This is a genomic window from Lactobacillus melliventris (genome assembly GCF_013346935.1).
Lineage (GTDB): Bacteria > Bacillota > Bacilli > Lactobacillales > Lactobacillaceae > Lactobacillus.
The window spans coordinates 14,531-37,377 of record NZ_JAAEEB010000002.1; the positions used below are offsets into that span (position 1 = coordinate 14,531).

General features: G+C 37.0%; 24 protein-coding genes. 9 read left to right on the plus strand and 15 right to left on the minus strand.

From position 1 onward, the window contains the following. The first annotated feature begins 298 nt into the window (after window positions 1–298). The 5 genes from nrdJ (at window position 299) to GYV61_RS01660 (ending at window position 4,470) form a co-directional block, all read left to right on the plus strand. A complete protein-coding gene (nrdJ, locus tag GYV61_RS01640; RefSeq protein WP_174794505.1) occupies window positions 299–2,533 on the plus strand; it encodes a ribonucleoside-triphosphate reductase, adenosylcobalamin-dependent in 2,235 nt (744 codons plus the stop codon). A 23-nt stretch (window positions 2,534–2,556) separates the two neighbouring features. Then, entirely contained in the window at window positions 2,557–2,940 is a 384-nt protein-coding gene (locus GYV61_RS01645; RefSeq protein WP_122025465.1) for a DUF4430 domain-containing protein, read from the plus strand. A 79-nt stretch (window positions 2,941–3,019) separates the two neighbouring features. Continuing rightward, window positions 3,020–3,406, plus strand: a complete 387-nt coding sequence (locus GYV61_RS01650) for a DUF4430 domain-containing protein (RefSeq protein WP_174794506.1) — start codon at window positions 3,020–3,022, stop codon at window positions 3,404–3,406. A 6-nt stretch (window positions 3,407–3,412) separates the two neighbouring features. Beyond that, window positions 3,413–3,931, plus strand: a complete 519-nt coding sequence (locus tag GYV61_RS01655; protein ID WP_174794507.1) for an ECF transporter S component — start codon at window positions 3,413–3,415, stop codon at window positions 3,929–3,931. Continuing rightward, window positions 3,928–4,470 (plus strand): cob(I)yrinic acid a,c-diamide adenosyltransferase, encoded by a 543-nt coding sequence (locus tag GYV61_RS01660; RefSeq protein WP_174794508.1) that lies wholly within the window; start codon window positions 3,928–3,930, stop codon window positions 4,468–4,470. Before GYV61_RS01655 ends, GYV61_RS01660 begins: the two co-directional genes overlap by 4 nt. 75 nt (window positions 4,471–4,545) lie before the next feature. Here GYV61_RS01660 and GYV61_RS01665 read toward each other — a convergent pair whose 3' ends face one another. Then, window positions 4,546–5,409, minus strand: coding sequence for an NAD(P)-dependent oxidoreductase (locus GYV61_RS01665; RefSeq protein WP_174794509.1), 864 nt, complete (start codon window positions 5,407–5,409; stop codon window positions 4,546–4,548). A 468-nt stretch (window positions 5,410–5,877) separates the two neighbouring features. Between GYV61_RS01665 and GYV61_RS01670 the strand changes: the two genes are divergently transcribed. Together GYV61_RS01670 and GYV61_RS01675 are read left to right on the plus strand one after the other, a co-directional pair. After that, entirely contained in the window at window positions 5,878–7,623 is a 1,746-nt protein-coding gene (locus tag GYV61_RS01670; protein ID WP_174794510.1) for a 1-deoxy-D-xylulose-5-phosphate synthase, read from the plus strand. Window positions 7,624–7,656: 33 nt separating this feature from the next. Further along, window positions 7,657–8,523, plus strand: coding sequence for an alpha/beta hydrolase (locus GYV61_RS01675; protein WP_174794511.1), 867 nt, complete (start codon window positions 7,657–7,659; stop codon window positions 8,521–8,523). Window positions 8,524–8,528: 5 nt separating this feature from the next. Here the strand turns inward: GYV61_RS01675 and GYV61_RS01680 are convergent, their stop codons facing one another. Continuing rightward, the gene (locus GYV61_RS01680; RefSeq protein WP_174794512.1) at window positions 8,529–8,882 is read right to left on the minus strand and encodes a MerR family transcriptional regulator; all 354 of its coding nucleotides are present in this window, start codon (window positions 8,880–8,882) and stop codon (window positions 8,529–8,531) included. A 294-nt stretch (window positions 8,883–9,176) separates the two neighbouring features. Between GYV61_RS01680 and GYV61_RS01685 the strand changes: the two genes are divergently transcribed. Beyond that, window positions 9,177–10,055, plus strand: a complete 879-nt coding sequence (locus tag GYV61_RS01685; protein ID WP_174794513.1) for a LysR family transcriptional regulator — start codon at window positions 9,177–9,179, stop codon at window positions 10,053–10,055. 80 nt (window positions 10,056–10,135) lie between these two features. Here the strand turns inward: GYV61_RS01685 and GYV61_RS01690 are convergent, their stop codons facing one another. The 4 genes from GYV61_RS01690 to GYV61_RS01705 all read right to left on the minus strand — a co-directional run bounded on the left by GYV61_RS01690 (window position 10,136) and on the right by GYV61_RS01705 (window position 13,657). Beyond that, entirely contained in the window at window positions 10,136–10,915 is a 780-nt protein-coding gene (locus GYV61_RS01690; RefSeq protein WP_174794724.1) for an ABC-2 family transporter protein, read from the minus strand. Next, window positions 10,915–11,685, minus strand: coding sequence for an ABC transporter permease (locus GYV61_RS01695; protein WP_174794514.1), 771 nt, complete (start codon window positions 11,683–11,685; stop codon window positions 10,915–10,917). Before GYV61_RS01695 ends, GYV61_RS01690 begins: the two co-directional genes overlap by 1 nt. Then, window positions 11,682–12,629 carry an ABC transporter ATP-binding protein gene (locus tag GYV61_RS01700; protein WP_046324071.1) on the minus strand — a complete coding sequence of 316 codons (948 nt, stop codon included), beginning with the start codon at window positions 12,627–12,629 and terminating at the stop codon, window positions 11,682–11,684. The genes GYV61_RS01695 and GYV61_RS01700 overlap by 4 nt, the downstream gene beginning before the upstream one ends. A 134-nt stretch (window positions 12,630–12,763) precedes the next feature. Next, complete coding sequence (locus GYV61_RS01705; protein WP_174794515.1) at window positions 12,764–13,657, minus strand: EamA family transporter; 894 nt, start codon at window positions 13,655–13,657, stop codon at window positions 12,764–12,766. Window positions 13,658–14,369: 712 nt separating this feature from the next. Between GYV61_RS01705 and GYV61_RS01710 the strand changes: the two genes are divergently transcribed. After that, window positions 14,370–14,768 carry a hypothetical protein gene (locus GYV61_RS01710; protein WP_174794516.1) on the plus strand — a complete coding sequence of 133 codons (399 nt, stop codon included), beginning with the start codon at window positions 14,370–14,372 and terminating at the stop codon, window positions 14,766–14,768. A 447-nt stretch (window positions 14,769–15,215) separates the two neighbouring features. On the opposite strand, the gene GYV61_RS01715 is transcribed toward GYV61_RS01710, so the two are convergent. The 9 genes from GYV61_RS01715 to GYV61_RS01755 form a co-directional block, all read right to left on the minus strand. Next, a complete protein-coding gene (locus tag GYV61_RS01715; RefSeq protein ID WP_174794517.1) occupies window positions 15,216–16,073 on the minus strand; it encodes a PTS system mannose/fructose/sorbose family transporter subunit IID in 858 nt (285 codons plus the stop codon). A 12-nt stretch (window positions 16,074–16,085) separates the two neighbouring features. Continuing rightward, on the minus strand, window positions 16,086–16,931 hold the full coding sequence (locus GYV61_RS01720) for a PTS mannose/fructose/sorbose/N-acetylgalactosamine transporter subunit IIC (protein WP_174794518.1): 846 nt from the start codon (window positions 16,929–16,931) through the stop codon (window positions 16,086–16,088). Between the two features lie 2 nt (window positions 16,932–16,933). Continuing rightward, complete coding sequence (locus GYV61_RS01725; protein ID WP_174794519.1) at window positions 16,934–17,440, minus strand: PTS sugar transporter subunit IIB; 507 nt, start codon at window positions 17,438–17,440, stop codon at window positions 16,934–16,936. Between the two features lie 20 nt (window positions 17,441–17,460). Then, window positions 17,461–17,874: a PTS sugar transporter subunit IIA gene (locus GYV61_RS01730; RefSeq protein ID WP_174794520.1), complete on the minus strand. Its 414-nt coding sequence runs from the start codon at window positions 17,872–17,874 to the stop codon at window positions 17,461–17,463. A gap of 10 nt (window positions 17,875–17,884) precedes the next feature. After that, window positions 17,885–18,625 carry a GntR family transcriptional regulator gene (locus GYV61_RS01735; protein ID WP_110445375.1) on the minus strand — a complete coding sequence of 247 codons (741 nt, stop codon included), beginning with the start codon at window positions 18,623–18,625 and terminating at the stop codon, window positions 17,885–17,887. A gap of 104 nt (window positions 18,626–18,729) precedes the next feature. Further along, complete coding sequence (deoC, locus tag GYV61_RS01740; protein ID WP_174794521.1) at window positions 18,730–19,422, minus strand: deoxyribose-phosphate aldolase; 693 nt, start codon at window positions 19,420–19,422, stop codon at window positions 18,730–18,732. A 298-nt stretch (window positions 19,423–19,720) separates the two neighbouring features. Further along, complete coding sequence (locus GYV61_RS01745; protein ID WP_174794522.1) at window positions 19,721–20,944, minus strand: ABC transporter permease; 1,224 nt, start codon at window positions 20,942–20,944, stop codon at window positions 19,721–19,723. Further along, window positions 20,937–21,833 carry an ABC transporter ATP-binding protein gene (locus tag GYV61_RS01750; protein ID WP_174794523.1) on the minus strand — a complete coding sequence of 299 codons (897 nt, stop codon included), beginning with the start codon at window positions 21,831–21,833 and terminating at the stop codon, window positions 20,937–20,939. Before GYV61_RS01750 ends, GYV61_RS01745 begins: the two co-directional genes overlap by 8 nt. Before the next feature lie 220 nt (window positions 21,834–22,053). Beyond that, window positions 22,054–22,731 (minus strand): NAD(P)H-binding protein, encoded by a 678-nt coding sequence (locus tag GYV61_RS01755; protein ID WP_174794524.1) that lies wholly within the window; start codon window positions 22,729–22,731, stop codon window positions 22,054–22,056. Window positions 22,732–22,847 lie beyond the last annotated feature (116 nt).

Genomic DNA, 22,847 nt, shown 5'->3' on the forward strand with positions numbered 1-22,847 from the left:
TCTGGGAGTCATTTTTCTCATATTTGCCCTAGTTAGACGCTAGTTTATCTCCAAAATTAAACATATATTCAAGCATAATAAGTATCACTTTTAACTTATTATGCTTTTTTATATTTGCGAATGCTATATGATTTTTATTAACCTCGATAACTTACTCGCACATCACGTTGTGACTTTTACTTGTGTTTGAGACTAAATTTTTCTCTATTAAATACAAGATATTGTGGTATAGTTCTATTGGACACCATAGATAATGTATCTGTGGAACAATAATTAATTTTAAGGAGTGACTTTGAATATGAAAAATACGAGCATAACGTTGGATCAGGGCTACATTGATCAAGTGAAACAAAATGTCACCCCCCATTGGGGAGAACTTGGCTGGGTTACTTATAAACGAACCTATGCCAGATGGCTTCCGGAAAAAAATCGTTCCGAAAATTGGGACGAAACGGTTAAACGTGTAATTGAGGGCAACATTAACCTTGATCCTCGTCTCAAAGGCACTCCTTCAAAAGAAGTAGTCGCTGAACTAACAAACGAAGCCAAGGATTTATTTAAACTAGTGTACGGTTTAGGAGCAACGCCTTCTGGACGTAATCTGTGGGTTTCCGGCACCGACTACCAAAAGCGCAATGGTGACTCGTTAAATAATTGCTGGTTTATTGCTATTCGGCCGCAAAAATACGGTGATAGCCATATAGTTCCCGACTATTTAGGTCAAACGCAAGAAGCAGTTTCAATGCCTTTTTCATTTCTTTTTGACGAATCAATGAAAGGTGGCGGCGTTGGCTTTTCTGTTGTCCAAGACAATATTAAAAAGATTCCTACAGTTGATAATAAAATCGATTTAACGGTTGTAATTGACAAAAAGAGCGCTTCATACGCTGATTCAGTTAAACTTGGTGCAACGGATAAAGATGAATGGGCCAAGCAAAGCAAGGACAAATCAGATTACGTTTATTACAATTTGCCTGATACTCGCGAAGGTTGGGTTTTAGCTAATGCCCGTTTAATCGACATGCACTTCAATCAAACTAATCCCGAGAATAAGACCAAGCTGGTACTTGACATCAGCAGAATTCGTCCTTACGGAGCTAAAATTCACGGCTTTGGCGGTACCGCTTCTGGTCCTATGCCCTTAGTGGAAATGTTTTTCGATATTAACAACATTATTAACAACCGGGCTGACGGCAACTTAACTTCTGTTGATTGTACAGATATCTGCAACCTGATTGGTAAAACAGTCGTTGCTGGTAATGTAAGAAGGTCAGCGGAACTAGCTTTAGGTACAAGCACCGACCAAGACTTTATCACTATGAAACAAGATAAAGACAAACTTTACCACCACCGTTGGGCCTCAAACAACAGTGTAGCCATTGATTCTAACTTTGATGAATATGAACCGATCGCAAACGGTATTAGAGAAAATGGTGAACCGGGAATAGTTAACCTGGATTTATCTCGTAATTATGGCCGGATCATTGACGGTTATCAAAAAGATATTGACGGTGATGTTGAAGGTACTAACCCTTGTGGAGAAATTTCCTTGGGTAATGGTGAACCATGCAACCTGTTTGAAGTATTCCCGTATATTGCCGAACAAGAAAACTGGGATTTAAAAGATGTTTTCAGATTGGCAACTCGCTTTGCTAAACGAGTAACCTTTAGTAGCTACGACTGGGAAATATCCCGCAATATCATTTCCAAGAACCGGAGAATTGGTGTTTCAATGTCAGGCATTCAGGACTGGCTCTTAAATGACCTGGGTCACCGCGTTGTTACCGGCTTTGAAGACAGCGTTGATGAAGAAACCGGTGAAAAGATTAAGAAGCCAATTTACGATCCTCAGGGAATTAAAATGGTCACTTCCGCTTACCAGGCAGTCATTGATGCTGATAAGGAATACAGCAAGACCTTAAATTGCAACGAGTCGATTAAACATACTACTGTTAAGCCTTCAGGTACTGTCGCCAAATTAGCTGGAGCTTCTGAAGGGATGCACTTCCACTATGCCGGTTACCTCATTCAACGGATTCGCTTCCAAGCTTCTGATCCACTGCTTAAAGCGCTCGATGCCTGCGGTTACTACTCAGAACCAGATATCTACTCACCAAACACAACTTGTGTCGAATTCCCATTGCGTGCAGCTCACGCCGACAGCAAGAACTTTGCCTCAGCTGGCACGGTTTCAATTGAAGAACAGTTTGCAACACAAGCCTTTTTGCAAACTTACTGGTCAGATAACGCAGTCAGTTGTACGGTTACCTTCCAAAGCGATGAAGGGGACAAGATTACACCGCTGTTTAAACAATACCGGCATGTGATTAAGTCAACTTCTTTATTGCCATATTATGGTGGCTCACTGAAACAAGCGCCAAAAGAACCTATTGACAAAGAAAAATATGAAGAAAGAAAAGCTGAGATCACCGGTGATGTTGCTCAAGTATTTGCCGAGCAAAACGATGATCAAAAAGATTTGGAGTTAGTTGATCAAACCGACTGTGAATCTGGTGCATGTCCTGTTAAATAAATTAAGTAGGCGAAATCTTAGTCATGAAAAAAAGTAAATTACCAGTAATTGCCAGCGTCGCTGCTATTTTTGCCTTTAGCCTATCCGGCTGTGAGAACAACCAGACAAAGCCAAAACCCAAGACAAATAATATTTCTGTTAGCTATGTTTTAGCTGCTAAAAATGATACTGAAAAAAAGACAGTTAAAGTGCCGCAAAAATCTACTGTAATGACCGGTTTGAAAAAGGCGTGGAAAGTTGACAGTAATAAAGGCTTTATCACGGCAATTGACGGTAAAAAACAAAATGCTAAAAAGAAAATTTACTGGACTTACACTATCAATGGCAAATACGCTACCAAGGGTGCTAACCAGCAAAAAGTCGCAAATAAAGACAAAGTTAAGTTTACTTTAGCCAAAATGAAGTAAAACTATTGGCCGTGCAAGTGACTAAGTACGAACTATTTTAGTGCTTGCACAAAAATATTAATAGATTGGGAGTTTATATATGAAAAGAAGCAAATTATCAGTTTTGACCGGAATAGCCACCATTTTTACCTTTGCAGGCTATGAAACAACTCAAAATGTCCAACAGGTTGATGCCAGCAGTAAGATCAAAGTTACTTACACTCTAAAAGTACATAATAAGACCTACAAGAAGAAGACTATTAAATTGCCAAAGCATTCAACTGTAATGCGTGGTTTAAGAAAATGCTGGAAAATAAAGAGTGACCATGGACTTATTACTTCAATAGCTGGTAAGAGCCAAAATCCAAGTAAAAAAATCTATTGGACTTACAAAATAAATGGTAAGTTCGCTCAAAAAGGTGCCGCAATCCAAAAATTGGCAAATAAAGATAAGGTTAAGTTTACTTTAGCAAAAGTTAACTTCTAAATTACTATGGCACGTAATTCAACTAAGAAATTAGCATTACTAGCAATTTTAACAGCCATGTGCGTAGCGCTAAGAATTTTTAAAATAATTCCTGTGCCTAATGTCCAGCCGGTAACCGATATTTTAATGATTGTAACGTTGAATATCGGCTTCGGCTTTGGCTTTGCCTTAGCTCTTTTAACCATGGTCGTCTCCAATATTTACTTAGGTTTTGGCATTTGGACTGTGGCACAAGTTTTAGCCTTTGGCGGCTGCGTTTTAACCGTTGCTTTGCTGGATAAATTCACGCCATTGAAAAAGCATTTTACTCTGCAACTAATTCTTGCCGTTTTTCTCGGCTGGGAATATGGCTGCTTTGTCGACTTTGGTATGTCTATCTTCGGCGGCTTTAACGCGTTCCTAGCTTACTGGGCTGGAAGTTTAGTCTTTGATACCTACCATGCTGTTGGTAATTTGGTATTCTATCCTATTCTCTACAAGCCACTGAATATTGCACTTGATCATTACAAACGGAGGCTTTTATGACGATTAAAATTTATACTAAAGTAGGCGATCAAGGCTTTACCAAACAGGTTACCGGTAAAATGGTTCCTAAATATGACCTGCAAATTGTTGCTGTCGGCGATATTGATGAGCTTGATTCTTACTTAGGTGTCGTAATTGCCAATTTGTCTGCTAAATGCCAAGAGCTACATGACCCTATTCAAAACTTGCAGCGGGACTTATATGAACTCGAAAGCGATATTGTTGTCAAAAGGCACGAAGAGATTACACCTGAAACCGTAACCAAGCTGGAAATGGAAATCGACGAACTTAATAAGAAAATACCCCAAACAACCCATTTCATTTTGCCTGGCGGTTCCATTACAGCAACTCACTTACATTATGCTCGGACAGTTGCCAGACGGGCTGAGCGTTCACTGGTTAAGTTGAATGCTGAAGAGCAAGAGTTAGCTCCTGCCTGTTTAAAGTATCTCAACCGTTTATCAGATTACCTTTTCATTCTAGCGCGCTATGCCAACGTACTGGATGGCGTTCCTGAAGTCAAAAGTAAAATCAAATAAGTTTATTAGCATTTAAAAAAGTGAAGTAGTTCCAACCAAGATTACTCCACTTTTTCTTTATCTTAAATTAGTATTTTACTGCCACCAGAGTTTAATTAAACCTTGTGTGCCCAAATCACCTAAGTGCTTTTCATCAACAAGTATCTCATATAACTTCTTAGCTTCTGCAGTAGCCGGCAAGTCAATTTTCATTTCTTTCGCAGTCTCTAAAGCAATGCGCAAGTCTTTCAAAAAATGCTTACTGAAAAAGCCTGGAGTATAGTCACCCTTTAAGACGCGCGGACCGTAGTTACTTAAACTCCAGTTAGCAGCACTACCAGCACCAACAGTTTTAAGGACGGCTTCAAGATCAAGACCGGCTTTTTTGGCATAAACCAGCATTTCTGTCATGCCAGTCATGGTGCCTGCAATCATGATCTGGTTAGCCATTTTAGTATTCTGTCCCGCACCAGCTGGTCCAAAATAATGAACTTGCTTTCCGAAATCCTTAAAAACAGGTTCCAAGTTTTGGTATGCGGACTCATCACCACCAACCATAATTGTCAGTGTACCGTTCTTTGCGCCCAGGTCACCGCCTGAAACGGGAGCATCGAGGACTTTTGCTCCTTGTTTTTCACCCGCGGCGAAAATCTTTTGCGCTAAAGCCGGCTTGGAAGTTGTCATGTCTACCAAATTTTTACCCTTAACTTCGGCCTGTAAAATACCGTTATCGCCGAAATAAACTTGCTCAACATCAGTTGGAAAACCAACAATCGTGAAAATGGTATCAGTTTGTTCAACTATAGCTTTAGGATTTTCACACCAAGTAGCACCTTTTGCAACCAGATTATCAGTCTTACTCTTTGTCCTGTTATAGACCCACAGCTCGTGGCCAGCTTTTAATAAGTTAAGGCAAATTGCGTTACCCATTACGCCAGTGCCAATAAAACCTATTTTCATAATCAACATCTCCCTTATTAAAACGTTTTCTGGACAATTTAATCATACCACTAACTTATCTTTAATAAGCAGGTATTTAGATTTTGATTAACAAATAGCTCTGCCTGTCCACCATATTCCGGCATCTCTAATAAAGTACAATTCTTGATGGCCCACTTGCACTTAGATATGCACTCTGATTTATGCACAAAATGATATTTGATTATATTTTCCAATTGTCATTTTGATCCCCTAATCAATTTCAAACGTACCTAGTAATTATAGTTTAAACGATGCCATATCATTTTTAACTAAAAAATTAGGTTACTATTTGACTTAACCTTAACTTTAAGTACTACAATTTTGATAATTATAAAATTTATCCTGCTGAACATAGCAATTGCTATAATTGTCAGCTCGCTACCACAATAAAGTATTTTATAATTATTAATAAAGATTGAATAAATTAGTGCAGGGAGGCACTTGAAAATGAACAAACATGAAGATTTCTTATTAAACCACATTGCTGGACCCCAGGATCTTAAAAAATTAAGCATCCCTGAAATGGAAAAATTAGCCCAGGAAATCAGAACATTAATCTTAGAAAAAGATGCGGCTGAAGGAGGTCACCTTGGTCCCGACTTGGGGATTGTGGAGGCTACAATTGCTTATCATTACGTCTTTAATGCACCCGAAGACAAAATTATTTGGGACGTTTCGCACCAAACATATCCCCATAAAATGTTAACCGGACGGGCACAGGCCTGGCTTGATCCCGACCACTATGAAGATGTCACTCCGTATTCTAATCCGGACGAAAGTCCTTATGATTACTATTCAATCGGCCATACTTCAACCTCTATTGCGCTAGCAACAGGTATGGCTAAGGCCCGCGATTTAATGGGCAAGCATGAAAATATCATGGCTTTAATTGGTGATGGTTCGATGACTGGCGGACTGGCCTTTGAAGGCTTAAACAATGCTGCAATTGAAAAACATAACTTGGTAGTTGTAGTTAATGATAATCAATGGTCAATTGATGAAAATGTTGGCGGCTTAGTGACAGCTCTAAAGAAATTACGTGATTCAAACGGTCAGACTGCCGAAAATCCGTTTACAGCTATGGGCTTTGATTACCGCTATGTCGCAGACGGTAATAACCTGACTGATATGATTGCCGCTTTTAAAGCAGTTAAAGATGTTGATCATCCCATTTTATTACACATTAATACGCTTAAGGGCAAGGGCTATGAGCCCGCAGTTTCTGATGAAGAGGCTCATCACTGGGTATCACCCTTTAATTTACAAAATGATCAACCACTTGCTCCAGAAAGTCAGGAGCCTACCCCTAATTCAGTGGCGCTTGACGTGATTAAAGATGAGATTAAAGCAGGAAAAAGCGTCATGGCGATAGATGCAGCCATTCCGGGTGTCTTTGACCTGGAAGAGTTCAAAAAAGAATTTCCCGATCATTACACGGACGTGGGCATTGCTGAACAAGAGTCTGTTGCTTTTGCCACGGGGTTTGCCAAAGAAGGTGGGATTCCAGTTCTAATGGAAAATTCTACTTTCTTACAGCGTGCTTTTGACCAACTGTCTCACGATACGGCTGCCAACGACCTGCCCGTTGTAATGCTAGTAGCTGGTGGCAGAATCTCTAATCAATCTAAGACGCACTTGGGAATCTTTGACCAAGTAATGATTTCTAACTTGCCTAACTGGATTTATCTGGCTCCTACTACACTAGAAGAAGAAAAAGCAATGATCAAGTGGGCTATTAGCCAAAGAAAACACCCCGTTGCTATTAAAATGCCGGCTAATGTGCCAGATTCAGACGAACAAACTGTAGCAACCAACTACTCAGAAATTAAATATCGGGTTAAACCAGGTAAAAATGTAGCAGTTTTGGCACTAGGAGATTTTTATCAATTAGGTAAAGACGTGGCAACTAAGTTAGGAGCTACCCTAGTTAATCCACTTTCTGCCAATATTTTAGATAAACGAGCCCTAGACCAGTTAGCAGCCAATCATCGAGTAATTGTTACTCTTGAAGATAACTCTATAGATGGTGGTTTTGGGCAAAAAGTGGCATCCTACCTTGGTAAAACCAAAGTTAAAGTACTTAATTACGGTCAAAAGCGCGTTTATACTGACCAAACTCCAGTTAAAGAAATTTACCAGCAAAATCATTTAACTACTGCTCAAATTGTGGCGGATGTACAGCAGCTTTTATAATTGCAAACTATGGCTGCAAGGAGTTGATTAATAATGACCAGAAAACGTAAGGCCATCCTTTTTAGTACATTAATAACAGTCATACTGCTATTAGGAATTTACTTTTTAAAAAATAATTACCAAAAAGAAAATGGTGCCAGCATTCGCATCGATACGCCAACACTTTTTGTACATGGCTGGGGCAGCAGTTACCACGCCGAAGAAAGTATGGTGGCTTATGCCCAAAAACAGCATGCTACTAATTCTGTCATACGCGCCGATGTTAGTCCTGCCGGTAAAGTCACTTTACTAGGGACAATTAAAATACGGGCCAAGAACCCGATAGTTGAAGTTAATCTTCAAAATAATAAGAGCATTTTTGCTGGAACGAATAATCAAATTGCTGCCATGAACAAAAGCAGCAATTATATTAAAGACGTAATTAATGCACTGCAAAAAAGGTATCGTTTTAATCGCATCAATTTAGTAGGACATTCAATGGGTAATTTACAAATTGCCTATTACTTGCGCAATAATGCCACTAATGCGCACATGCCTCAACTAAATAAACAGGTTTCGATTGCTGGTCATTATAATGGCTATGTTGGGGAACAAGGAGCACCAAATAAAACTGTCTTAAATCGCGCTGGCAAACCGCAAAAAATGAGTGCAGGCTACCGCGGACTTATAAGTTTGAGAAAAAAATTTCCTCAAAAAGCTGCAGTTTTAAATATCTATGGTGATATGGGGTCTGGCAGTGATGGTGATGTCACCGTTAACTCTGCCCGTTCTTACCGTTACTTAGTCAGTAAACGCGCCCGTTCATATCAAGAAAAAGAAATCAGAGGTCCTCGCGCCCAACATAGTAAATTACATGAAAACACACAAGTTGACCGTTTGCTAGTTAACTTTCTCTGGTAATTAGCTTACTGTATTTTACCTTGATCGTATAAACTTATTTTGTTTTTTAACCGCGCAATGGTAACTTGAATATTTTGGTCTTGCTTTTCTAGCCTATGCAATTCTTTGACTAAAATTTGCCGTCTGGGTTTCTTAGTATCACTACCCTGCTGCATCAATTTAGTATATTCCAACAAATCATTTACCGGAATTTTCACCTGACGCATGCACTTAATAAAACTAATCCAAGTAAGATCTTTTTCTTCGTAGTTTCTGACGCCATGTTCCTTCTTTATCACAGGTATTAAGCCCATCTTTTCATAGTATCTCAGAGTTACAGGAGTCAAATCTACTCTTTCAGCCACTTCCGATATTTTCATTATTGTTCCTCTTTCTGATAGACCTAAACTTAGATCTAAGTTTAAGCATTAGCTAAAAAAATATATTAAGTTAAACACAGCGATTGTTCTTGCTTGTTTTATCTAATATTGATTGAAAAGTAACCTATAGTTAATAGTTATAGGTGCTTTTTATCTTTCGATTTTACCGATTAGTTAAAATTTTAGTCATACTACTTTTTTATGTAAAATACTTTTTAAACATGATCTTGTATAACTTGTTTGCATTAAAGGGAATTTTTAGCGGCAAAAACAATTTAGCAAGGAGAAGATAATATGGAACTAAGAGTTTTAAATTACTTTGTAGCCGTGGCCCAAGAAGGCAATATGACCCGTGCTGCCAGAAAGCTGCTTATCTCCCAGCCAGCTTTATCAAGACAAATTGCTGAACTGGAAGCTGAACTTGGCGTTAAATTGTTTAGCCGTAAGTCGCGGCATTTAGCTTTAACTCCAGCAGGTCATTATTTACTTGAACAGGCACAAGAAATTTTAGATTTAACTGCTAAAACCAAAAGAAACTTGACAAAAGCTTCTTTTATTAGTGGTGATTTAACCATCGCTGCGGGAGAAAGCCTCGGGATGCAGCGGGTCATGAATGTGGTCAGCGCAATTATTAAAGAGCATCCTTCTGTTAAAATTCACTTATTAAGTGGGGACTACAGTTATGCCGAACGCAAGTTAGACAACGGGACGGTTGACTTTGCAGTCATTATCGGGAACGTTCCTTTAGCTAATTACGCCTCTTTAACTTTACCCGAAAGAGATACTTGGGGAATTTTAATGCCTGCTAATGATCCTTTAGCGCAAAAAGCAGTGATCAAACCAGGAGATTTACAAGGACGCTCTTTATTAAATTCACAGCAAGCGCAAAAAATGCACCTTTTTCAAAACTGGCTAGGAAATTATTACGATTCAGTCAATTTTATTGGCAGTTATAATTTAAATTTTAACGGTACTTTGATGGTTAAGAATCATGCCGCATTAATGCTTACTCTAGATAAATTAGCTGATACTTCGAAAAATTCGGGCATTACGTTTAGAAAATTGCAGCCAGAGCTGCAGCAAGCTATCAGGGTAGTTTGGAAACGTGAAGTTAATTTATCACCAGTCGCAGAATTATTTTTAAAATTATTGCAGGAATCAATTTTTGAGTAATAGGATTTAATGCAATAAAAGAAAAAGAGTTTAAGAGACTTAAAAAGCCCTGTAGCCATAAGCTACAGGGCTTTTTAGTGTTAACTGCCAGTACTTTGGTATTTTTGTAAAAATACCCGCCATAACTGATAAATTAGGATAAAAAAGAATACACAGGCGCCAGGAATTAGTAAAAGCCAGACCCACTCGTGCTTAACTGCAATTTTTTCTTGTGGAATTGAAGCAACCCAGCCGATTGGCAAGATAAAGGTCATAATTAGCCTTAAAGCCGACGAATAGATCGCTAAGGGGTATTTACTCATGTCAAAAAAGTCAAATGTTGTTTCTGCCAAGTTGGCTAAACCATTAGAAAGTAGTGCAACGATATTACCTAATACAGCTAGTCCTAAGAAGATGAGCGAAGTAAAAAGCGAGATAAAAATAAACATGACCGTGATATACCACGGATTATGTAACTGCATATCCACAATTATCAACAACAAAAGCGCAACAATTAAATCGCCCCATGCGTCCTCATCCACACGTTCATTAACAAGCTGAAATAAAGGATTGACTGGTTTAATTAAGATTGTATCTAAGCGCCCGTCATGAATATAATCAGAAATGTTGAGTGCATTGATAAAAAAGCAGCGAAAAATAGCAAAAGCTAAAGTTGCCAAGGCATAAGTTAAAAGCAGCTGTGCAAAACTATAGCCTTTAATGCGGGGCACAATATTAAAAATAAATCTTAAAGCGAGGATATTAAGCAAGTTTTGAATGATCATCCCTGCTAGTGCAAAATAAAAGTCCAAGTCATAAACAGCAAGTGATTTTAAATTTACTTTTAAATAAGTGGCTAACAATTTTAAATATCTCATTATTACCCTCCTTGAATCACAGTTGAAACAACGGAGCGCTTAAACAAGAATTTAAAAAGCACGTTGAACAGGATAATGTAGAAAAGCTGGATCAAAACTACTTGAATAAATAAACTCCACGATGGCTTTTGCGCCAGCATTCCTACTGCACCAAATGAATATTGAAATGGCAAATAAGCGGCCAACTTTTTGATCACTGCCGGATAAAAATTGGCCGGAAAAATATTGCCAGCTAATACCAATAGTATTGCTTCTTTAAAAGTGGAGATGCCCCAAATACTATAAGTGTAAAAAGAAAATGTCCCTAAAAGCAGTTCCAGCTCAAAATACAATAAATACGCCAAAGTGGTTGCTACTAAGACCATTAAAATTGTGCTCACTGCAATTTGAAAATTCAGAATCCATAAACAAACTAATAAATCCACTGTACCAATCACTGCAAATTTGACAACTGAATAGCCAATGCTTTCCCACAGTAGCTGCGTTGCAAATGCTACTGGTTTTAACAGGTCAAGTGCAATATCACCAGAACGAACTTTATCATTCACATCGTAGCTGGTTTTAGGAAAAAGCACGGTCAAAAGCTGCATTAATACCAAATAACTAATTGTTTGTTTAAATTCACCGTTTGGCTTGCCAGTTAGAACAGCTTGCCACAAAAAATACTGTACGGTAAGCGAAATTAAAGATGAAAACAGCCAGAAAATCAAAGCATATTTTGAGGCTAGACCTTTTTTTACTCCTATTTTAATGAGCATTAGCCTATATTTCATTGCTGCACCTCCTGCTGTTTGAGGTGCGCCAATAAATATGCCAATTTATTGCTCTTAACTTCAATATTGGCAACTGGGATGCGGGCAGTAATTGTACTTAACACTTCTTTCAGATTTTCTTGCTTAATGCCTGCAATCTGATATGAACCGTTTTCAAGCTGCACCATGTTGGGCCACTGCTTTATTAAATCAGCGCTCAATTTATCCGCACTAGTAAAAGTGACTGTTGTGGGCACATCTAATTCTGCTAGTTGTAGACTACTTTGATCTAATACCAACTGACCTTTATTCAAAATTAAAATGCGTGAGCATACTTTGGCTACTTCATCGAGATCGTGCGAAGTGAAAATGATCGTTTTATCAGTTAATTGTTGTAAAAATTGCGTGATACTATTTTTTGTCAGAACGTCAAGTCCAATTGTGGGTTCATCTAAAATAAGCAGTTCAGGATCGTGAATAAGAGCTGCAATGAATTCAGCCTTCATTCGTTGACCCAAACTAAGGGTGCGCACCGGTTGCGTTAAAAACTCGGTAGCCTGCAACATCCGCGCTAACTTTGTTACCCGTTTGGTAAAAATATCCTCCGGTACTTGATATATTTCACGGTTGAGTTTGAAGGTGTCTATTGCGGGCAAATCCCAGCGTAATTGGCTTCTTTGCCCGAATACTACTCCTATTTTAGCCGCATTTTTTTGTCTGTTATTAAGCGGATCTCTACCAAAAGTCTTGATACTGCCGCCATCAGGCTGCAAAATACCTAAAATCATTTTGATCAAGGTTGACTTGCCGGAACCATTTAACCCCACTAAGCCAACATGATCTCCTTGATGAATCTCTAGAGAAACATTTTTTACTGCGTCAAAAATGCGATATTCTTTGTGAAACAGCTTAGCTGCTTTCACCTTACGATACCGTTTCGCCAGGTTCTTGGTTTCAATTATCATTAATTATTCCCCAATACTTAATTCAGAGTGCAGATTTCTTCCCCAATATAGAAACCAACACTCACCTTGAACCGGCGTTTCCAAATCATAGCGCCATTATAGCGCTTAATTCTTATTTTTCCAAACTCTTGCAGTTACTTTGAAAATAAAGCTAAGATAAAAATAGCCACAATTACCAAGATATCTGCAAATTTCATCTTCTCTTTGAGGAAAATATCGCCAAAGATGACGCTGTATAAAGAGGTCATGTTTAAAAAGATCCAGGCAATGCTTGAGTTGGGTGAAGACGTTGCCAAAGTATAAGTTACTTGCGCTAAAAGAGTCAAAACCGCCCGGGAGCCATAAATCAGGTAAACCTTACCTTTAAGATTTTCAGCGCTGATTTTAAGAGTTCTGTTTTTATAAATAAAAGTAATTAAGGTAATTAAACAGCGCACATAAATTGTCATGATAGTAAAAAAGACCAGATCAATCGGTTTGATTAGGCCTTTAGTTAATACCGGTGAAAGTGCAGCTTGAATAATCAATAAGGGCGCAATCACAGCGAAGGTGGTCAATAAAGTTTTTAAATTTAAATTATTGTGGCGCTGCTCGAAAACAATATAAATAACCACGATTACAGTGGAAATAATAGAAACTAAATATGAAGATTTGCTAAAGTAACCCATTGTCAGCAAGATGGCCCAAGGAATAAAAAGATCGGTCACCTTGCTCAAAAGCACAGACTGCATAATTGAAACTTTTTTGAACACATAGCTGTAACCATAGGCAACTATCTGCGCCAAAAAAGCATATAAAAGGACTTTAATAAGATAGTTGTTGGTTATTCTGGGACTAGGAAAATTGTGCAAGACGTAAATTAGAAAGAAAGTTACTAAAACCGAACTACAAATATTATTTAAAAAGTTCACATCAATTGAACTTTGCTTCCGATACCCCATTTGGTAACGGTCAATAACTGATATTATTCCTCTAGAAAATGAAGAAATAGTGGCAAAAATAATCAACCAAATATTACTGATAATCATGGTTCCTCCATATAACAAACATAGTCTAAAACTATTACTAATATTTTGGTCTTTGCAGCCACAATAAAAAAGTCAGAGAAATAGTTATTACCAGTAACTATGAGTAATTCCGTTACTAAAATCCAGCCATTGGACATACAAAGTTTAAATGTATTCAAATGATATCCACTAAGGATTAATCATAAAAATACAGTATTTGTCTTAAATAGTATTTTATTATACATCAAGTTTAAATTTCAAAAAAGACTATAAAAAAGCTTTTTTATTGACAAAATTTCAGTACAGAGCTAGATTATAAAGTGTAAGCGGATACTTTTTTATTCTTTTTTAAAGATATAAATAATCATTATTATGAATTAGTTTAAAAAATATTGAAAGGAGGTGTAATATGAACCATAAAAAGATAAAACACGCAAAAAAAGAGTTAACAATAAAGTTAACTCTCAGTATTATGATAATACCGTTTTTAGTACTATACTCTGATCAAAGAACAATTAGTACTAATAATTATCATATATCTGTTAACATTACTTTACAGTAATTCAACTATTATTGCAAGAATTAGATAAATATAGAAGCTTACCTAAGTTTCTTGCGTTATCATTATTGTTTTAGATGATTGTTAGATCAATAATTATTTATCTAATTTGTATGATAAATTATTTAATCATAGCTCAGGACTAACTTCCGATATTTGATCGGAGTTAGTCCTTTGTTTATTGAATTACAGCAAGACTTTATCGGTAGTCTTTCCCAATATCAAGCTTTGGATGCATTGGTCACTTTTATTGTCAAAGACCAACTTAAGTTTATTAAAGCCAACTTTGACTTTATCAAGCTGCTTTTACAAGAAATACTGACTGACCCCAAATTACTGCAATATTTTAAAGACTTAATCAGTAAAGAAACTGATTTTATTAATGTGTTCAATGGTTGGAAACAAAAATTTTCTGAAATTGATCCGAAATTGATACCAATTACAATAATTAGAGCAATTATTGGACCCATTGGTGCCTTTGCCTTGCAAACGGATTTCTTTAACTATCAAGGAGACACTATTAGCGATTATAGTTTGATTAAAAAACAAATTATAGCTGGACTAACCAATTAAGAGCAATTTAGTTTTACATAAAAAGACTAGGACTTTTTGTACTGAGCCCTAACACTTTAAGAAAATAGCAAAAAAATAAACTGGTGTTTAACCTCATTACTTTAATGTTTATTGTAATCACCGGTTTATATACCGACCACATATTGGTGCAATAACAGGAGTTTTAATGCTCTGTTTCCTTAATTTAATAACTGATATCAAATCCTTGTCTGTTAACGCCATGAAATGTGATTAAAGCATTAAATAATTTTGTTATGTTAATTATTTATATTTTCTTGGTTAAAGTATGTTGGTTTTTCGCCATTCTATGAGCAATTGCAGTTTTTCTAAATCAAGATTCCTTTTAGTTACACTGCATATCTCAAATAGAAAAGCACCACTAAAAAAGCTCCAACGTTTGCTTAACATTGAAGCTCAATATTACATCAGTTTGCCAAAAATTAGCTATTACAAAAATTTAATTAGTACACCCACCGTAGCTACTAGAGTCAATATTAGAATTACTTTGTTAGCGCTCATCCTTTTAGATGAAATCAGCCAAAAAGTAAATAAAACTGCAACTAGAGGTAATAGTCCCGGGAAGAATCCATCAATAATTGTTTCAAGTGGCTTGGTTTGTGAACCAAAAGGAATCTTGACAGTTGTTTTTAAAGCAATTGTCGAAGCGGCAAGACCACCGATAACAATTGTACCTAAAACTGTAAACATGTTCGTCAGACGCTTAGCACTTTCACCAACAATTTTGTCTACAGCAGACACACCTAACTTATAACCACCTTTAAAGCAAACTACTTCTACAATAGTAATAATCACCGCATAAGTTACGATGTAAAATAGCGGACCTAAGGGACTGCCACCTTTAGATAGACCCATGGCAATTGATAAGAGCGTGGGAATTAGAATACCCTGCATCAGTGAGTCACCAATACCAGCTAAGGGTCCCATCAATGAAGCCTTAACATCGACCGGCATCTCTTCGCTGACGTTAGTGTTGCCCATACCAATTTGTTCTTCTAGTGAGGCTACAATACCATTAACCAGCTGTCCGGTTTGTGGTTCCGTATTATAAAAAGGCGAATGCCGCTTAAGCAACCGCTGATAGGCTTTATCATTATTTTTATAATATTTATTGCCTAAAGGCATATATGAAACCGCCCACGCAGCGCCGTGCATTTTTTCATAACTCATAGCAGATTCAGGCAAGAACATATATCTTAAAAAAATTGACCGTAATTCTTTTTTAGTTAAGCGCTCAGGTTTAGCTGGTTGGACTACCGACGTTTGTTTATCATCTTGATTAGCCATTATTTTGCCTCCTTAGAATAAATCTGCATCCTCGTATTCATCTTCTGTTTGGATAGCTTTTTCTGCATCAGATGAATTACTACTATTATTACTGCTAGTTCTACCAGATATCTGGTAAACAAGATAGGCAATTAAAACAGCAATAAATACTAAGCCAATAGTACTCATTTTGGCAAAAGCAATCATTGCAAAACCAAATAGAAAGTAGATTAATTGCAGCTTATTTTTAATTAGCATATTCATTAGCATTGCAATACCAAGAGCAGGCAGTAATCCGCCCAGTACTGTGATAATACTGGTTATTTGCGTTGGAATTACCTTGAGTAAAGCTTCAACTGCTCCTCTGCCAAAGTATATTGCAGCCCATATTGGCACTGCACGTACCAAGAAAGTAATAATTTGTGGCCAAACAACTTGGTCCATAATAAGAGCATGTTTATTAAAACGGTCAATGTCACGATCGGCTCTATGATTAAAATAGGAAAAGCCTGCCATTCTTAAGTTATAAAAAATCAGACCAAACGTTTGACCAATAAAAATAGCGAGGGTAACTGCAATTGCAGGATCTTTAGTTGTAGCCATTGCTAATCCAATTCCGCCATAAGAAGCATAAGTGATTTCCGTACTTGAAGTTCCACCAGTATGCATTGTCGCAATGAAAACCGCTTGTACGGCTAACCCACAAAGTATACCTGCTTTAACATCTCCAAAAATCAAACCACACAAGAAGCCTGCAATTAAGGGTCTGCCTAAAATATAGAATCCGTAGGCAACGCCACCCATAACGATACTATCAACTGCTCCCAAGTACCCGAGAATACCAACTAAAGCAGCTTGCCAAAAAAGAGCCATATTCATTTTTATCCCTCCTTGGCTTTCAACTCATCATAGTGCTTTTTAACCTCAGGCCACGTCTTTTTCTTTTCATCTGGAATCAGTTGGAAAGAAATATTTATGCCATGGTTATACATGTAGTCAAATGCTTCATAATCTTTATCATCAAGGGCTAAAGTTCTTTCAACGACTATTGCCCCCTCACGCGTATTCATTGGTCCTACATTCAGTTCATTACCCCAATCAGCTCCATTTTGCAAAAGTTTAGCGAAAGTTTGAGGTGAATTTGATATTAAGAAAAAGTTTTTGTTTGACTGTACCCCCTTTTTAATTATTTCTGGACCTTTATCATCGCTAAATATACCTACTTTTAGGTTTCCAGCTGCTGCTTTTAAAACTTTTGTTCTGAGTTTATCGTGAATGATCTTATCACCCACTACTAAGAAACCATCTATGGGTCTTTCCTTCGACCATCTTGTCGTGGTTTGACCATGTATCACACGGTCATCCACTCTAGCTAATGTTATTGCCATAGAGAAACACCTTCCTCTAGCTAAAATTCAATATCTTGATTTGTGTCAGCTGTTTCTTTAGCTACACAAACTCCTTCCTTACCGAATTTTTCAGCTAAATCTGTGATTTCATCTAAACTCGGCTTGCTAGTTAGTGACAGGCCGACTTCCAAAAGCATAGGCAAATTAAGACCCGCTACAACTCTAATCTTTTGCGGGTTTTGAAGATATTTTGCAAAGCACTCGTTATATGGCGAGCCACCCTTAATATCGCAAAGGATTAATAAATCATCTGTTTCTTGATCTATTATGTGAGCAAGTTCTTTTTTAAATTGACCAGTATCATCAGAACTTAGTCCTAAATACTTAATCTGATTAGTTGAACCTGCAAGCATTTGATAACTGTTATAAATACCTTTTGCCATATTCCCGTGTGTTGTAATTAAGATCTTCATTATTTGTACCTTACCTATATAAAATAGAAGTGACTTTATATTGATCAGTTCTAAGCAAAGCGTCAGAGCATTCTATCGGCTCATCATCCGCTGCAAAAGTAACTTGATTTAATTCTAAAGCAGCATCATTTGGTGCCAATTCCATTATTTTTGCCTGTTTTTTGTTTAGATTACGTGCTGAAAAATTCCTAATACCATATTTAATTTTTATTCCTGCATCTTTTTCTATTGCAGCAAATAAAGCAACATTATTAAAATCTACTTTTGCTATTTTCGGACACTTATCCAGAGAAATCCAGTTAAAAGTAAGTATAGCCGGAGTGTCTTCAACACTTCTGAGACGCACCAAATATAATACTTCCTGTTCTTTACCTATTTTTAACTTTTTCTGGATTTCCTTCGTAGGTTTGACAATCTTCTTTTCTATTACTTGCGTGGAAAAATTAATATTTTTTGCTTTCATAGTTTCGGCATACGAGACTAATTCTTGCGCAAAAGGATAAGAAATCTGCGGTTTTGTCACAAAAGTTCCCTTACCTTGGACTTTTTCCAAAGTACCTTCTTTGACTAGCAAAGAGATTGCTTTTCTAACAGTCCCTCGTGCTACTCCGAGATTGTCAACAAACCATTTTTCAGACGGGATTTTGTCGCCCGGTGTTAATATTTTTTTATTAATGTCTGTCTTTATTTGGTTTGCAATTTGCTGATAAATGGATATTGGAGAATTATTATCTATTGATATATTACTCATAGGGATTCATTCCTTCTTTAAAAGTTATTTATTTATAGTATAATCTTTGTTTTTATTATAAAGTATTATACTATTCACCCTAAAAGCAATATAGCTAAATAAAATTAATCAGCTATAGAATCATTCTTTTCCTTTATCCCAGTGATAATTTGGGGACCTGCGCTCGTACCCAGTAATGATGCTCCTGCTTCAAGCAAAGATAGAGCCTGCTGTCTGGTTCTAATACCGCCGGAAGCTTTTACTTCACATTTATCTTGAGCAATTCTCTTTAATAATTGAATGTCATCAATGGTTGCGTGACCACCTTTACCCCAACCACTAGAGTTTTTTAGATAAGTAGCACCAGCATCCCTGGCAAGTTCAGCTGCCTTAATCTTTTCTGGACGTGTCAACATACCAAATTCGAGCATAATTTTAACAATCTTGCCATTTGCCGCCTTAACTACTGCAGCAATTTCATTTTGGTATTCATCGTACATACCAGCTTTTAAAAAACCAACATTAGGCATCCAGTCAAGTTGATCCGCACCATCTGCAAAGCATTGTTGAGCCTCAAACACCTTAACTTCTGTCTTTTGTGCTCCCATTGGAAAACTCATACATGTAGCAACTTGAATGTTGGTTCCTTTTAGTTCTTTCTTTGCAAGAGTGACCCATTGCGGCTGAATCATTACACCATTAAAACCAAAGTGCTTACAATCATCACACAAACCTCTTATATCATCCGGTGTTAATTCCGGATTAACATTAGTATGTTGAATCTTAGACGCCAATTCTTTATCCGACAAATTTAACATAATAAACCACCTTTCATATTGATTAGATTATTTTGAGCAATTGCTGTAATCGCTTACAGTTATATATAAACATTTATAGACGTCTATGTCAAGAGAAAATTAAGATTAATTTTTTTAGTAAGACAACTTCCTACCTAAGTCCCTTTACTACCAATGCTCTTCACCTATTTACTTAGTATTTTTTTGTTTAATTAGCTTAAACTGTTTTTAAATTACTCAATACCGAATCACTTCAAATATGACTGTTTCAAAAAGTAAATAAAAATAGCTATCACACTGATAGCTATTTTTACATTATTTATGCTTTACTATATGCCAGCCCTCGTTTTAATCTCTGCCAAAAGCTGGTATCTTCAGTTTGCAAAATTACGCCTTGATAGATTTTACTAATGTATACTGTCATGCCAGTAATACTTACTATTAAAATTACCAGAGACAAAATAACTTCCATATTACCCACATGACCATTAATTATCCGAATTGGCATCATGAATGAAGAAAAGAATGGCACATAGGATAATACTTGTGGCAAAATTTGTTCGGGGTTAGAAATAAAGGCAAGCGACAGGAAAAAGGCAATAAGGGAAATCATCGTAGTGCCTTGAGCAGCTTTTGAAGAATCTTCTGGCTTGGCTACTAAAGCTCCTGAAAAAGCTGCCAATATCGTATAAATAATTACACCAAGAATCAGGAAAATGAGATTGACATTTACCAAATTACCCAGAATTTTATTTATTACTACCTGGTTGTCATGCATAAATGAAGCCGTAATTTTTGCATGTAAAGCCCAGCGGTAAGTGGCCCAGCCGCCAACAATATAGATTAAAAGTTGCGTAATAATTACACCAAAAATGCCCAGAATTTTGCCTAAGAAATATTTTGCCGCAGTTGTACTGGAGAAAATGATTTCCATAATCTTCGTACCCTTTTCAGAAGCTATTTCTTGAGCTGTAATGCTACTGTAGGAAAGCAAAACCATGTAAACGACCATAATCACTATAATTAATGACACCATTTTAGCCAGTTTATCGCCCAGCTGCTTTTTCTGAAGTACTTCGCGATATCTTGGCTGCTGCTGTAAGGCTTTAATTTGACGTGGCGCCAATTGCGCTTGCTGCAAATTAAGCTGACTCTGCAAGACTTGTAAATAACTTTTTACTTTAGGCTTCAATTCATCATCAATGGGTGACGCTCCGTGATAAATGGCCTTAACCTGCTTTTTTTGCGTCTCAAATACCAGGTAACCATCAATCTTTTCTTTTTTGACAGCCTTTTTAGCAGATTTAGCGGTTTTAATTTTAGCATCAACATATTTATCATTGTTTTTAATAAAGTTTTGGCGAACTTGCTCATTGGAACTGATAACTGCAATCTGGCTGTCTGGATCAGAACTAGCACCGATAGCTCCTCCTAAAGCACTACATCCAATTATGAAAAATGGTCCTAAAATTAAAAGCAGAAAAGACCAAGACTTAACTTGATGCCAATAAGTTTGCAGTGTTACGGTCCATAACTTATTCATGTTGTTCACCAGCTTCCATTCTGAATATTTCGTCAAGTGTTGGTGGTTGCTGCCGGAACTCTTCAACATATTCGCCATTTGTCAATGCGTCAAAGACTTCCGAACCACTATTTTCATTGTCAATTCGCAAAAGATATTGGCCATGCGCTTTCTTTTCCACTTTTTTAACGTGAGGGAGCTGCTGCAATTCTGCAAGCGACTTAGTAGTTTTGCAGTAAATTTCTGTTTTACCAAATGAGTCACGAACAGCGTCAACTGTACCACTTAAAACAACTTGTCCCTTTTTCAACATGATCAAACTATCGCAGATTTCTTCAACGTTTGACATATCGTGACTGGAAAAGATAATTGCTGCATTATTCTTTTTAGCATCTAAAACTGCGTTTTTAAGCAAATCTGCATTTACCGGATCCAAACCACTAAAGGGCTCATCCAAAATAATTAATTGGGGCTGATGAATTAAGGTACAAATTAATTGCACCTTCTGCTGATTACCCTTCGAAAGTGTTTTTATTTTGTCACTTTTCTTACCCTGCACATCAAAGCGTTTCAGCCAGTCATCAATTTGCGGTTTTATTTCTTTTGCTGGGCGGCTTTTTAACTGCGCCAAATAAATAATTTGCTGTTCAATAGTCATTTTGGGCAGTAAACTACGTTCTTCTGGTAAGTAGCCGATAGTATCAAAAGTTTTTTCAGTAATGGGCTGATCTTCCCAAGTAATTTTTCCTTCATAGTGCAGAAAGTTTAAAATACTATGGAAAGTCGTAGTTTTCCCTGCGCCATTTTGACCAATCAAACCCATGATTTCACCAGGCTGAATGGTAAAGTTAACGTCTTTAAGAGCCTGAAAATCACCAAAACGCTTACTTAAATGTTCTACTTTTAGCATAGCTCCCTCCTTTATTCTAATAACAATATAAGCAGATTTTACCATATGCACTAATATAAGCGAAATAGTTTTTTAATTTAAGCAGACTTAAAGCAACAATATTTGCAATACTACTTTCATTCATTTTTTACTGCGTTTTAGGCCAAAATAAAAGGCTAAGAAATCATGTTAGCAAAGCATTAATTTATTAGCCTATTAAAATTTTATGATCAAAATATTTTTAGTGTAAGTTTGTAATTGCCTGTGCAATAGGTACTGTGCCATTAGCAATATCAAATTCCTTTTGGTGTAATTTTCCCGTTAAAATAATGTCAGCAATCGTTTGGGCCACATCTTGACGAGTAATTGTCATATCTGCAATAGAATCAGTAAAATGATCTGCCACTTTGATCTTTCCCGTTCCCTTTTGATTAGTCAGTGCCACTGGCCGCAAAATTGTATAGTCGAGTGAACTGTGCAATAACCACTGATCAGCATAATATTTTGCCGCATAGTAATAATTTTGCGGTCCTGCTGCTGGTGTATTATCCGACCAAAAGCTGCGATCGTCAGATTTAATTGCACTAATCATGATAAAACGGTGAATGTTAGTTTCTTTTGCCGCATTAATTGCTTTGACTGCTCCATCAAGGTCAATCATCATCGTTGCATCAGCACCGGTTTTACCACCTGATCCGGCCGCAAACACTACTACATCAACCGTCTGCATGGCTTTTGCCAATTGCCCTTGCGGTCCTGCTAGATCAATAAATGCGGTAGTAATTCCCTTTTCTTGATAGGCTTTTTCCTGCTCATGGGAGCGCAAACCGGCAATGACTTGGCAAGTCGTACTTTCTTGTAAAATTTTTACCAATAATTGCCCAATTTGTCCGTGAGCACCAATTATCAGAACTTTCATTTTGTAATCACTCCATCCACAATAGTTCATTTTATTATAGTTTAACCACGTATTTCAAAAATGCATTATAAAAGGGCTCTTGACTAATCACTATTAGTTTTAGAACCCTTTTAGAT

What these genes read in the sequence shown, in the direction of transcription:
- nrdJ (WP_174794505.1), top strand. Translation starts at nt 299, where the DNA reads ATGAAAAATACGAGCATAACGTTGGATCAGGGCTACATTGATCAAGTG.
- GYV61_RS01645 (WP_122025465.1), top strand. Translation starts at nt 2,557, where the DNA reads ATGAAAAAAAGTAAATTACCAGTAATTGCCAGCGTCGCTGCTATTTTT.
- GYV61_RS01650 (WP_174794506.1), top strand. Translation starts at nt 3,020, where the DNA reads ATGAAAAGAAGCAAATTATCAGTTTTGACCGGAATAGCCACCATTTTT.
- GYV61_RS01655 (WP_174794507.1), top strand. Translation starts at nt 3,413, where the DNA reads ATGGCACGTAATTCAACTAAGAAATTAGCATTACTAGCAATTTTAACA.
- GYV61_RS01660 (WP_174794508.1), top strand. Translation starts at nt 3,928, where the DNA reads ATGACGATTAAAATTTATACTAAAGTAGGCGATCAAGGCTTTACCAAA.
- GYV61_RS01665 (WP_174794509.1), bottom strand. Translation starts at nt 5,409, where the DNA reads ATGAAAATAGGTTTTATTGGCACTGGCGTAATGGGTAACGCAATTTGC.
- GYV61_RS01670 (WP_174794510.1), top strand. Translation starts at nt 5,878, where the DNA reads ATGAACAAACATGAAGATTTCTTATTAAACCACATTGCTGGACCCCAG.
- GYV61_RS01675 (WP_174794511.1), top strand. Translation starts at nt 7,657, where the DNA reads ATGACCAGAAAACGTAAGGCCATCCTTTTTAGTACATTAATAACAGTC.
- GYV61_RS01680 (WP_174794512.1), bottom strand. Translation starts at nt 8,882, where the DNA reads ATGAAAATATCGGAAGTGGCTGAAAGAGTAGATTTGACTCCTGTAACT.
- GYV61_RS01685 (WP_174794513.1), top strand. Translation starts at nt 9,177, where the DNA reads ATGGAACTAAGAGTTTTAAATTACTTTGTAGCCGTGGCCCAAGAAGGC.
- GYV61_RS01695 (WP_174794514.1), bottom strand. Translation starts at nt 11,685, where the DNA reads ATGAAATATAGGCTAATGCTCATTAAAATAGGAGTAAAAAAAGGTCTA.
- GYV61_RS01700 (WP_046324071.1), bottom strand. Translation starts at nt 12,629, where the DNA reads ATGATAATTGAAACCAAGAACCTGGCGAAACGGTATCGTAAGGTGAAA.
- GYV61_RS01705 (WP_174794515.1), bottom strand. Translation starts at nt 13,657, where the DNA reads ATGATTATCAGTAATATTTGGTTGATTATTTTTGCCACTATTTCTTCA.
- GYV61_RS01715 (WP_174794517.1), bottom strand. Translation starts at nt 16,073, where the DNA reads ATGGCTAATCAAGATGATAAACAAACGTCGGTAGTCCAACCAGCTAAA.
- GYV61_RS01720 (WP_174794518.1), bottom strand. Translation starts at nt 16,931, where the DNA reads ATGAATATGGCTCTTTTTTGGCAAGCTGCTTTAGTTGGTATTCTCGGG.
- GYV61_RS01725 (WP_174794519.1), bottom strand. Translation starts at nt 17,440, where the DNA reads ATGGCAATAACATTAGCTAGAGTGGATGACCGTGTGATACATGGTCAA.
- GYV61_RS01730 (WP_174794520.1), bottom strand. Translation starts at nt 17,874, where the DNA reads ATGAAGATCTTAATTACAACACACGGGAATATGGCAAAAGGTATTTAT.
- GYV61_RS01735 (WP_110445375.1), bottom strand. Translation starts at nt 18,625, where the DNA reads ATGAGTAATATATCAATAGATAATAATTCTCCAATATCCATTTATCAG.
- deoC (WP_174794521.1), bottom strand. Translation starts at nt 19,422, where the DNA reads ATGTTAAATTTGTCGGATAAAGAATTGGCGTCTAAGATTCAACATACT.
- GYV61_RS01745 (WP_174794522.1), bottom strand. Translation starts at nt 20,944, where the DNA reads ATGAATAAGTTATGGACCGTAACACTGCAAACTTATTGGCATCAAGTT.
- GYV61_RS01750 (WP_174794523.1), bottom strand. Translation starts at nt 21,833, where the DNA reads ATGCTAAAAGTAGAACATTTAAGTAAGCGTTTTGGTGATTTTCAGGCT.
- GYV61_RS01755 (WP_174794524.1), bottom strand. Translation starts at nt 22,731, where the DNA reads ATGAAAGTTCTGATAATTGGTGCTCACGGACAAATTGGGCAATTATTG.